The sequence below is a fragment of the Carboxylicivirga sp. M1479 genome (assembly GCF_007097485.1).
Lineage (GTDB): Bacteria > Bacteroidota > Bacteroidia > Bacteroidales > Marinilabiliaceae > Carboxylicivirga.
Map to the genome: position 1 here is coordinate 21,067 of NZ_VKDE01000042.1, position 11,461 is coordinate 32,527.

The following is an 11,461-nucleotide window of genomic DNA, read 5'->3' on the forward strand; positions in this document are numbered from 1 at the left end:
AGATTTATCTGGAGTATATCTGTATAATAACCTAGAAATTTATAAGTCTTAAATGGTACGGTGAGACAAAGCTGCATTCAAAGTATGGTTCACTAAATGCTTCTTCTACTTTTGTGCGCAAATAACAACGGCTACTATTTTTTTTAGCAGCCGTTATATAAATAAGTATGAACTAATATTAGTTTTTCGTTTGTATTAATTTGCCTTGGCACGATTGATTGCCACATATTATGCGGTAGAAGTATATATTACTAGCGCTGTTTTGAGCCTTAAAGTTGAATATGTAATTGATGCCTTTTTCAACATTTCCTTGATACAAGCACTCAATTAACTCACCATTTACACCATAAATATTTACAATAGCATAAGCATTCTCATCAGGTGTAAATTCTATATTTGTTTGATTAATAAAAGGATTTGGATAACTAAGTGCTGATAATTCCTTATGCGTAGTTTCAAACACAAGCGTGTCTAGTATAACGCATTGAGCTGCTTTGTAAGCTATAGTGAATTCAGTTTGAGGGTTGATAGCATCAAAACAAATGTTGAAGCGTAGGTCGAAACTATCGTTCGTCTTTCCAAAATTGGAGATGTCATCAATTTTAAAGCCGTGTAGGCCTGTAGTTGGGTCGGTATTATTTAATTCACTTTTCCAGTTTCTGGAGTTCTCAACCAATTCTACGGTGCCATTGTCTATTTGTAATGTTAGGTGTGATAATTCATATCGACAAGTTCCATCTGTTATTACTTTTGCGTGATAGGTGTAACAGCCTGGATTTGTTTGTTGCCATTCCACAGGTACAATATCGAAGCATGTATTTTCGCAATTGCCTATTGGTGTGTTGTCGTCATTTTCATTATCGTCACCACCTCCGTTCTCATTAGAACTGTCGTTGTTACAAGCGAGTTCGATTGTATCTACTACAGTACAACCATCTTTACTGCTTACTTCAATGTTTACAACTGTTGTTCCATCTCCAGAACTGTAAAGAATTTGATTAATTTCTTGTGATTGGATGTGCCAAGAGCTCTCATTAGCTTGCATTGACCATGTAAATGATTCCGCATTCTCGACTACTGCGTTTAATACATTATCTGATGTGTTGCAAATAGGAGATACAATAGGTGCAATAATCGCTACCGATGGAATTGTAAGTAAGTTAATGTTCACTTCCTTACTGGCTGTACATCCATTAGTATCTTCAACTGTTACTTGGTAATTACCAGCTTGTAAGTCATTGCGTATAGCATTGGTATTGCCATCTGACCACATAATTACATATGGAGCTGCTCCATTTTCAAAGATTAATTCAGCAGTTCCGTTTATTTGGTCACAGCTTGGCTGCTGAATATTAAGAGCAATGTCGAGGCCAGCATCAGGACGATGAATATAAACTGATTGCGTAATGCTACATCCATTTGCATCCACAGCAGTAAATTCATAATACCCCTCTTTGTCAACATGTATTTCTTCATCTATTATAGCATCGTTATAGTAGATTTCATAAGGAGGGGTTCCACCAGCTCCGTTAATAGTCACTACTATTGTGCTATCAGCAGCATCGCAATTAAGTCTTGTAACTGTTGTATTAAGGCTAATCTTATTGGGTTCACTCACTTTCACATATTCTTTACCTGTACATCCTTTGGCATCGATAATGTCTGCCCAGTACCAGGCTCCATTTAGGTTGTTGATAGTCGCTGTTGTATCGCCAGTGTTCCATGCAATATCATACGGTTCAGTACCATTACTAATATCAAGCGTGATGGAACCAGTATTATCACCGAAACATTTAGGCTCAACTAATGAATGCTGAATATTTAACTGCTTAATAATGACATACCCGGTTTTGATAATCGAGCATCCATTGGCATCTGTTACCGTAACCCTATGACTTCCGCTGCTGAGATTGGCCGCAGTGGCATCGGTACTACCATTACCCCAGAGGTAGGTGTATGGCTCTGTTCCTCGGTCAGGTGTAACTGTGAGACTGCCAGTTCCTTCTTCGTAACATTCTATTACGCTGGTACTAACCATCGCTCTCAAATCTGTTTGATCTATAATGTTATAACTGTATGAATTAACGCATCCTGCATAATCAGTGATGGTAACCGAATAGTTTCCTCCACTTATGTTATTAATTGAAGCACTTGTGGCATCTGTGTTCCAAGTGTATTCGTATGGAGCGTTAGCGCCAGAAACATTTAGTTCGATAGCACCATCGCTAGAACCACAGTTGGCATGTGTAATATCAGCAATTACATTTAATTCAGTCGCTTGGGTTATAATTGTTTCAAGAGTAAGTGTTTCTCCTTTGGCATCTGTTATTATAAGAGAGTAGGTGCCTGCCGTTAAATTATCAATATCCTTTGTTGTTGCACCATTACTCCATTCAAATGCATAGGGTGGAGTTCCGTTACTTATTGATATATCTATGGCTCCACTGTTATCGCCATGGCAGCTGATGTGTTTTGGCGTAACTTCAGCATCAAGTCTGTTTTCAACTAAAGTGATGCTATCGGTGAATACGCAAGTGCCAGCTTTGTAAGCTACTACAAATGACTGGTGCATTAGTTGCTTTTTACATTCTTCGTTATCGGTGCAAACAGTATATTTTAATGTAAATGAATTGTTTTGCCCATCTTCTCCAAAATTTTTGATGTCGTCTACTTTAAGGCCATGGATATTTGTGGTGGGGTCGGTGTTGTTTATTTCCATTGGCCAATTTCCCGAATTGCTGGCGTCTGTAATATCTCCACAAGCTACTTCAATTGTGAAATGCGATAGGGCTTGCCCACATTCGTTAGCGTTTATTTGTAGTTCAACATGCAGACAGGCATCTTCCTCATAAATACTGATTAGTTCTGTTTTGAAGCAGTCGTTGCATTTTTGTGCCAGTGTTGAGTTAAAGGAGCCGAATGGCAAAATGGCGACCAATATACCAACATGCAGCCGGCCAAGCCTTTTTTGTAGACGTGATTTCATGTGTAACGTGTTTGGGTGTATGTTGTATACATCCTCGTCATCAAAAAAGTTACATTCGTCAAAAAAAAGGAAGAGTAAAAAAGACAGGGTAAGTTGATAAAAAAACGGCCACTATTATACATAGTAGCCATTCTTTAAATTGTACAATTAGAATTCTTAAAACATATACTGCAAACTGGCACCTAGTCTAAAGTAAGAACCATCCATGATTGTATAACGAAACTCAGGTGCAAGATTTAATGTTTCAGATAAAAGGTAATTCATACCAATTCCTAGATTAAAACCGGTAAACGTTTCTGAAACAGATAAGTCTTGAACTTTAACCTTCTCAGAATTGATCGCCAAGCCCGCTAATGCGTAAAAGCTTATTTTATCCTTATCACTAAATACATAATGGGCATCAAAATCAAACACATTGGCGCTAATGTAGTCTTTTTCAAAAATGTGTGAATAGGCGAATGCAGCTTCCCACTTTTCATTAAAAGCGTACACACCATTAAAGGTAATACCAACATTGTTGAATTCACTAGCAAAGACTAATCCTCCACCTGCTCGTATCTTCGATGAATCAAATGATTGAGCAAATACCTGGCTCGAAATAAATAGGGCGATGATGATTAAAATGTTTTTTTTCATTGTGGTAAACTTTAATTGAATGTCGATAATTAATTCATTTTTGCGAACTAGGTTTTTAACAATAAAGATAGAACGATTGTTTCTCAGGCTCTTTAAAGTACAGAAAAAAAAACGGCCGCTAATTACTTAGCAGCCGTTATTTACCTGATTGATCTATTTAGTTTTGTAATAGTTCGTTTGTGCTTATGGCCTCAGATATGTCAACCGTTACATACCGATGGCTCATGAAGAATTTATTGCCAGATGATAGTTTAATGCAAGCGACTACCTTTCCATTTTTCTTTTCTTTAAGAGAGTGTATTACAACCTGCTCGCCAATAATACTGTTGTAATTGATAAGGCCACCTTTTACTCTGATGAAGTTGTTTTTAGGGAAGTTAATGTGATGATAGCGGTTGTTTTCAACCTTTGCAATGGTAAAAACATCACCTGCATTAAAGTTAGCAGCTTCTCCTTGTGCCACTGAAGCGTTTGAGAATAATCCCAATAATAACGCTAATAAAAATACTTGTTTCATGCTGATTTGTTTTAGGTAAATGATTGTATTTTACTTTTTTAAAGCGTTAAATCTGGTCTAAAAAGTTCAGGTATTGGGTGAAAATAAGAATTATCCAGTATCAACTTGGATGAGGAGGGCGCATAGTTAAAGGCTTGCGCAGGAAGTGCTTTAAAAACGGCCACCTTAACGGCGACCGTTTATAATCTATATCAAGGAAATGACAGTCAATTTAAATCTTGCCATTCACAATTTCAAGAATCTCTTTTTCTTCTTGTATGGCTTTGTCTTCGATTACTTTTCCATCAGCTAGTACCTTTCCCACATAGGCTTTATCATCCAAGCCAGAAGCGTTGATTTTAACATTTAAGAAAGCACCCATTACCGCACTACGAGCACATAAGGCACCTACACCAGCATCGGTTACCGAGTTAGGGTTACCAACTTCGGCCATGGCACGAATCACTTCAAAACCTTTAAAAGCTACTTCCATCACGCGGAAAGGCACCTGAATGGCATAAATAGTAGCATCGTCAATCGCCTTTTTACGAGCTGCCTTTTCTGCATCATTGCTTTTAGGTAAACCAAAGGCATCCATAATTTTGTTAAAGGCATTGGTATCTTCATCAACAAGGCTCAATAGCTCTTTTTCAACCGCCATACCTTTTTCAGCCCAATCACTAAACTCTTCCCAACGATCGTCCCAACCACGCTTGTGAGCCGATAGGTTAGCCACCATGGTACCTAAGGCAGCACCTAATGAACCAACATAAGCAGAAATAGAACCACCACCTGGAGCAGGCGACTCAGAAGCTGTTTCATCAGCAAACTCAGTCAGGTTCATGTCAATCAACTGCTTTTTCTCGTCTTTAAGGATGTATTCGATGATCTTTTTATCTGGATCAAAAGGATATAACTCATCCAAGCCCATTGACTTAATAGCAATTTTAATAATCTCACGCTCAGGAATACCTGTTGAACGCTCTTGCTTTCGTAGGAAGTATTTACCAGCATCAAGCATTGCTTGCAATGGCACAACACCCACCATTTCAGAACCCGTTACACGGATGCCTCGTGCATTGGCACGCTCATAAACTGCTTCGTAAGCTTTGTGCAGAGAAGTAACAGTGATGTCTGTTAGGTTCATGGAGATTTGAGCCACACCATACTCTTCAATAAACCAGCCAATACCTTTTACCGATTTAAGCATACCAGGAATGCTCACTGGATTACCGTTTTCGTCCTTTACAATCTTACCAGTTACCGGGTTGCCCTCACGTTTTACGCGACCACGCTCACGCACATCAAATGCAATGGCATTGGCTCTACGGGTAGAGGTGGTGTTAAGGTTTACGTTATAAGCAATAAGGAAATTACGAGCACCAACGGCTGTAACACCTGATTTAGCAACACTTTCGTTCCACTCAGCTGGACCAAAATCTGGCTTCCACTCAGCTGTGCCAATACGTTTTGAGATGGCCTCGTATTCGCCTTCGCGACAGTTGGCAAGGTTCTTACGCTTGTCTTCTTGAGCTGCAAATTCGTAGCAATAGATTGGAATGTTTAATTCAGTACCAATGCGTTCTGCTAGTTTGTGGGCATACTCCACTGTTTCTTCCATGCTAATGTTAGCAACAGGTACCAGAGGGCATACATCAGTAGCACCAAAACGAGGGTGCGCACCTTTGTGAGCACGCATATCAATCAGCTCTTGTGCTTTTTTAACTGCCTGAAAAGCCGCTTCGCAAACTTCTACCGGTGTACCTACAATGGTTACAACCGTACGGTTAGTTGCTTGCCCTGGGTCAACATCAATTAATTTAACACCGTCAATTTTCTTAATTTCATCGGTAATCTTCTCGATGATGGTCATATCGCATCCCTCAGAAAAATTAGGAACGCATTCTATTAGTTGTTGCATAGTATATGTTTGTTTTATTTTAGTATCAAGATTAATCCATATATTTTAACCACCTCCCCACTAATGTGGGACTCCTCCTTTAAAAGAAGGAGAGTGACGCAATGCCGTCCCCTCCTGAATTTTAGGAGGGGTGCCGACAGGCGGGGTGGTATTTCAATTGTGAATCAAAACTCAAGCTGCAAATAGTCTTATGTCTTGATTCTTATATCTTAAATCTATTTTTAAACCTTCACTCCGTTTAATATGGTTGTTTCTACCTTGTTTTCTCCATAAGCATATGGTAAATACTCAATGCCTGGAATGGCTTTGGTAATAATTACATTGGCACGCTTACCAACACAGATAGAACCTAATTCTTTATCTACACCCATGGCGTAGGCCGTATTTTTGGTTACTGCATGAATGACTTCTTCGGGTAGCATACGATACAATACACTGCCCATGGCTATAATCAGCTGCATGTTGCCCGATGGCGATGAGCCTGGGTTAAAATCAGATGCCAATGCAACAGGTAAGCCAGCTTTCATCATATCGCGAGCAGGAGCATAAGCCATGTTGAGGAAGAATGCAGCACCTGGCAGAATGGTTGGCATGGTGCCAGAGTCTTTAAGGGCTTTCATTTCTTCTTCGCCAGTAAACTCAAGATGGTCAACCGAAAGGGCCTTGTATTTAACACCCACTTGAATACCGCCTGAGTAATCCAATTCGTTGGCATGAATTTTAGGTGTCATGCCTAGTTTAGCAGCAGCCTCCAATATGCGGTCGGTATCTTCAACGGTAAAAAAGCCCACATCACAAAATACATCCACATAGTCCGCTAACTTTTCTTTGGCGACGGCAGGTAACATCTCATTAATCACTAAATCAACATACTTCTCTTGCTGTCCCCGGTATTCCATTGGAATAGAGTGAGCCCCTAAAAAAGTTGACTTGATGGTTAAAGGACTGGCTTCTTTCAGGCGCTTAATTACACGAAGCATCTTCAGCTCGCTCTCTACCGTTAAGCCATAGCCACTTTTAATTTCCACAGCACCAGTTCCCCACTTAATTATTTCTTGCAAACGCTCCATGGCACCTTCAAAAAGTTCATCTTCGCTGGCCTCTTGCATCAGCTTCGCCGAGTTAAGAATGCCACCACCTCGCTCGGCAATTTCTTCGTAACTCAATCCTTTAATCTTATCAACATACTCTACATCGCGACTTTTAGGATACACCAAATGGGTATGGGAGTCGCACCAGGCTGGTAATACCAACTTATCGGTGGCGTCAATCACTTCCACATCATCAGTTAGTGATGACTCATCCAAGTCACTCATTTTACCATATGCATTGATGTAGGCCCCCTTAATTAATAGGTAAGCATCATCAATAGACGGTAGTTGAGCCATTTGGGCTCCTGCAATATAGGGTTGGTTCTCCTTTTCGGTCTGAACCAATGTTTTTATGTTCTTGATTAATAGTTGCTTCATGGCAATGTATTTAGCTGCTTTTTACGGATTTAAAAGTAAAATAATTGTTGATAGTAAGTCTATGATTTTAATCAATTGGTTTTTTTAAAAGTCATAAGTAGAGCAGTGGATAGTGCTTGCTGCCAAAAAAAATAATACAGCAAACGTTAGGCCTACGTAAATTTAGCTAGTGTGAATTGCATCCAAGACAAAACATTGCTTCTAGCATTTAGCTATCGCAGAATAATGTTTTGTTTATTCCAAGTATATTAAATAAATTTATGTACTTAAAATACCTAATATCTTAACCTAGTCGATATGAATAAGTTTAACATCAATTTTGGGCTGTTTATTTCTTTTGGCCTTGCAATTATTTTTTTAGCCTCGTGTAACAAAGATGAAACGCTGAAAGTGGATTTTCCAATGATCAGTACTGTTGAAATTAGTGAAATGATGTATAATCAAGTTACTGTTTCAGGACATATTATTTCAGATGGAGGAGATAGTATAGTTGAACAAGGGGTGTGTTGGAATACCTTGCCAAATCCTACAATTGCAAACTACTCAAAAAAGAATAGCGATGAGCTTGCGGCTGATTTTTCAGTTGATATACCGGAATTGAATTCAAATTTGAAATACTATGTACGTTCTTATGCGATCAATAAAAAAGGAATATCCTATGGTGAGAATCTTACTTTTACACTCTGGTTAAATCATCCTGAAGATCCTGTTAAAGACATAGATAATAATAGCTATACGACAGTTAGAATTGGAGATCAAATATGGATGACAGAAAATTTAAAGGTTACCCATTATCAAAATGGAGATCCAATTACTAATATTACAATGCAAGATGATGAAGATTGGTTAAAGACCCGTAAGGGTGCATTTTGCTCCTACAATGATGATGGCGAACAAGCTGAAAAGTTTGGTTACTTGTATAATGGGTACGCTATTTTTGATGAAAGGAATATTTGCCCTGAGGGTTGGCATATGCCTTCAAGAGAGGAGTTAGAAACGCTTATTAACTATTTAGGAGGTCATTATGAAGCAGGATATTTATTAAAAAATAGATCTGGTTGGGATGTTCTAGACCCTAATACTAATTTAAGTGGTTTTTCTGCCCTTCCAGGTGGCGCTAGGGTAGCATCGCATTACGATGATGACGCAAATGGTAAAACAAACTATTGTGAAGCTAATATTTCTGGTTTCTTTGCTTCAGGGGAGAGGTCTGAATCAGTATACGATACAAATGTTAATAGAATGTGGTACGTTCGGATTGTAGATAACGGGAGCAACGTTTTTTTGATTGATAAAATTACTTTAATGACGGGGCAAAGTATTCGTTGTATCAAAGATTGATGTAAGATGTTTTGAATTGATTCATCCCAAACGTCATTTCTCTAAAATAAAAGCCCTTATCTAGCTTTTACATCTCGTTAGATTATTAAGCCAAGACCTATGTCCTGCGCAACTTTGTTAGGCGTAGCGTCTCGCTACGTCACCTTAATAAACCAGCTGTTTTCTCAAGGCAAAATCATTAAAATAAACTAAACCAATATCACTTCCTAAGCATCATAAAGATGCTAAGGAAGTTTCTGTTCTAATTAAAAACTACTCCATATTTTAAGCAGTATGGGAGTAGTCTTGATACTCATATCTTGATACTTAATACTTTTCCATCTCATCTAATAGTGGCAGCAAGGCTTAATTACTGTTTAATCTTTATTCAAATCCTCTCCAAAAAACTCTGCGTCTTAGTGCCTCTGCGTTAAAACTATAATCCTATTTTTGCCAACAATTAAATATAACGTTATTGCGTCATCTTGATACTTGTGTCTTGTTACTTGATACTTTTCCGTCTCATCTAATAGTGACAGCAAGACTTAATTACTGTTTAATCTTCATTCAAACCCTCTCCAAAAAACTCCGCGTCTTAGTGCCTCTGTGTTAAAACTAAAATCCTATTTTTGCCAACAATTAAATTATGACGTTATTGCGTCATCCTAATACTTGATACTCACATCTTGATACTTAAAATATGTTTAAAAAAGTACCGCATACCTACGTTATTGTATTCTCATTGATTGTATTGGCCGCTGTTGCAACTTGGTTTGTGCCAGGTGGCGAGTATGTGCAAGAAACCAAAATAATAGATGGTGTTGAACAAACAGCTATGGTTTTTCATAGCATCGACAGTCAACCGCAGACCTGGGAGGTATTTGCTGCCATGGTTAACGGTTTTGAAAAAGGTGCGGGCATCATTATTTTTATTCTGATGATTGGTGGTGCTTTTTGGATTATGAATGCATCCAAAGCCATTGATGTGGGCATACTCTCTTTTTTGGAGTTTGTGAAAAAGCTCGATCGCTACAAAGCCATTCGTGCTGTTGGGGCCAATAACCTCATTCTCATTCTCATCATGCTGATGTTCTCGGTATTTGGAGCTGTTTTTGGCATGAGTGAAGAAACCATTGCTTTTATGGTGGTTTTGGTGCCTTTGGCCATATCCATGGGTTACGATAGTATAACGGGTGTTGGTATTGTATTTGTAGCGGCTGGTCTTGGCTTTGCAGGTGCTGTGCTTAATCCTTTTACCATTGGTATTGCACAAGGCTTGGCCGGATTGCCTTTGTTCTCAGGCTTTGAATATCGCCTGGTTTGTTGGGTAGTCATCAATATTGTTGGTTTTGCCTACATCTTATGGTATGCCCGCAAAATAAAGAAGAACCCACAATCATCGGCTGTATATGAAGAAGATGCCTACTGGCGCGAACGTACTGCTGCTAAAATTGATGGCATTGATAGTCCTACACCCCGTGCTGCCTGGTGGGTGTATGGCATAACCTTACTTGTGTTGGTGTTGTTTGCTTTTAAGCACACTACTACCACTTTAAAAATGGGCGGTGGCGAAGGTGTTACCTGGCCTGTTATGCCTGTTATGGCTGCCTTTTTTGCTATTTCAGGATTTCTGTCGTTACGCAAAAAAGTACACTTTTTCATTCTTAGCTTATTGGGTTTTACCATTCTGTTTTTAATCATTGGAGTAATGGGCTATGAGTGGTACATTACTGAGATAGCTGCCTTGTTTTTGGCCATGGGTATTTTATCGGGAGCAGCCATGGGCAGTGATGCAGATAAAATTACCAAGCTATTTTTAGAAGGTGCAAAGGATATTATGTCGGCCGCTTTGGTGGTTGGTTTAGCTGGCGGTATTATTGTTATACTGGAAGATGGTAAGATAGTTCACACCATTTTGAATAGCATGGCTCAGTCAATGAGTGACCTGGGTAATATTGACTCGGTGGGTATCATGTATTGTATACAAACCTTAATCAATATATTCATACCTAGTGGTTCGGCAAAGGCCGCTTTAACCATGCCTATAATGGCTCCTTTTAGCGATTTAATTGGTTTATCGCGCCAGGCAACAGTTATGGCATTTCAGTTTGGCGATGGCTTTACCAACATGATTACCCCAACTTCGCCCGTACTTATTGGTGTGCTTGGTGTGGCTAAAGTACCGTATACGAAATGGGTTAAATGGATAGCCCCTTTAATAATAACCCTAGTGATTATCGGTTTCCTGTTGTTGATTCCGACAGTAACAATGGAGCTTAATGGTTTTTAAAAAAAATACCATCATCTTAAGCGTGCTTAATACTTGACAAAGTCCATTCTTTGTGCTACAATATCCAATTGAGCTCAATGGCATTTTTTAGTTTATAATGACAATAGCTTTGTTATGATGAAACGACCATGTAAATTTGAATATCTAAATTTCCATACAGGATGAAGAAATTTACTTGAGAGTTCGATCTGACAAATGAAAATAAATTAAACAGATCGTTAGTTTGTGGAATACCTAAATATGAGAAAACCAATTAGGAGTCAAACGTGATTTTTAACTTAGGCAAAAAGCTCCATCTGCTGCATTAACTTTAATAAACAGATAGATAAAATCTAAGTTTCAT

General features: G+C 38.7%; 7 protein-coding genes. 2 read left to right on the plus strand and 5 right to left on the minus strand.

Going from position 1 to position 11,461, the window contains the following annotated elements:
* Positions 1-178: 178 nt before the first annotated feature.
* The 5 genes from FNN09_RS19480 to hutI form a co-directional block, all read right to left on the minus strand.
* Positions 179-2,986 (minus strand): SprB repeat-containing protein, encoded by a 2,808-nt coding sequence (locus tag FNN09_RS19480; protein ID WP_143304163.1) that lies wholly within the window; start codon positions 2,984-2,986, stop codon positions 179-181.
* A gap of 156 nt (positions 2,987-3,142) precedes the next feature.
* Complete coding sequence (locus tag FNN09_RS19485) at positions 3,143-3,622, minus strand: outer membrane beta-barrel protein (protein WP_143304164.1); 480 nt, start codon at positions 3,620-3,622, stop codon at positions 3,143-3,145.
* A gap of 157 nt (positions 3,623-3,779) precedes the next feature.
* Positions 3,780-4,139 (minus strand): dihydroorotase, encoded by a 360-nt coding sequence (locus FNN09_RS19490; protein ID WP_143304165.1) that lies wholly within the window; start codon positions 4,137-4,139, stop codon positions 3,780-3,782.
* A gap of 211 nt (positions 4,140-4,350) precedes the next feature.
* Entirely contained in the window at positions 4,351-6,039 is a 1,689-nt protein-coding gene (gene ftcD / locus FNN09_RS19495; RefSeq protein ID WP_143304166.1) for a glutamate formimidoyltransferase, read from the minus strand.
* A 221-nt stretch (positions 6,040-6,260) separates the two neighbouring features.
* Entirely contained in the window at positions 6,261-7,508 is a 1,248-nt protein-coding gene (hutI, locus tag FNN09_RS19500; protein ID WP_143304167.1) for an imidazolonepropionase, read from the minus strand.
* Between the two features lie 297 nt (positions 7,509-7,805).
* Between hutI and FNN09_RS19505 the strand changes: the two genes are divergently transcribed.
* Together FNN09_RS19505 and FNN09_RS19510 are read left to right on the plus strand one after the other, a co-directional pair.
* Positions 7,806-8,849, plus strand: coding sequence for a fibrobacter succinogenes major paralogous domain-containing protein (locus FNN09_RS19505; protein ID WP_143304168.1), 1,044 nt, complete (start codon positions 7,806-7,808; stop codon positions 8,847-8,849).
* A gap of 679 nt (positions 8,850-9,528) precedes the next feature.
* A complete protein-coding gene (locus FNN09_RS19510; protein WP_143304169.1) occupies positions 9,529-11,118 on the plus strand; it encodes a YfcC family protein in 1,590 nt (529 codons plus the stop codon).
* Positions 11,119-11,461: the final 343 nt, after the last annotated feature.

Coding starts and splice junctions, on each gene's coding strand:
- FNN09_RS19485 (WP_143304164.1), bottom strand. CDS start 3,622: ATGAAAAAAAACATTTTAATCATCATCGCCCTATTTATTTCGAGCCAG.
- FNN09_RS19480 (WP_143304163.1), bottom strand. CDS start 2,986: ATGAAATCACGTCTACAAAAAAGGCTTGGCCGGCTGCATGTTGGTATA.
- FNN09_RS19490 (WP_143304165.1), bottom strand. CDS start 4,139: ATGAAACAAGTATTTTTATTAGCGTTATTATTGGGATTATTCTCAAAC.
- FNN09_RS19505 (WP_143304168.1), top strand. CDS start 7,806: ATGAATAAGTTTAACATCAATTTTGGGCTGTTTATTTCTTTTGGCCTT.
- hutI (WP_143304167.1), bottom strand. CDS start 7,508: ATGAAGCAACTATTAATCAAGAACATAAAAACATTGGTTCAGACCGAA.
- ftcD (WP_143304166.1), bottom strand. CDS start 6,039: ATGCAACAACTAATAGAATGCGTTCCTAATTTTTCTGAGGGATGCGAT.
- FNN09_RS19510 (WP_143304169.1), top strand. CDS start 9,529: ATGTTTAAAAAAGTACCGCATACCTACGTTATTGTATTCTCATTGATT.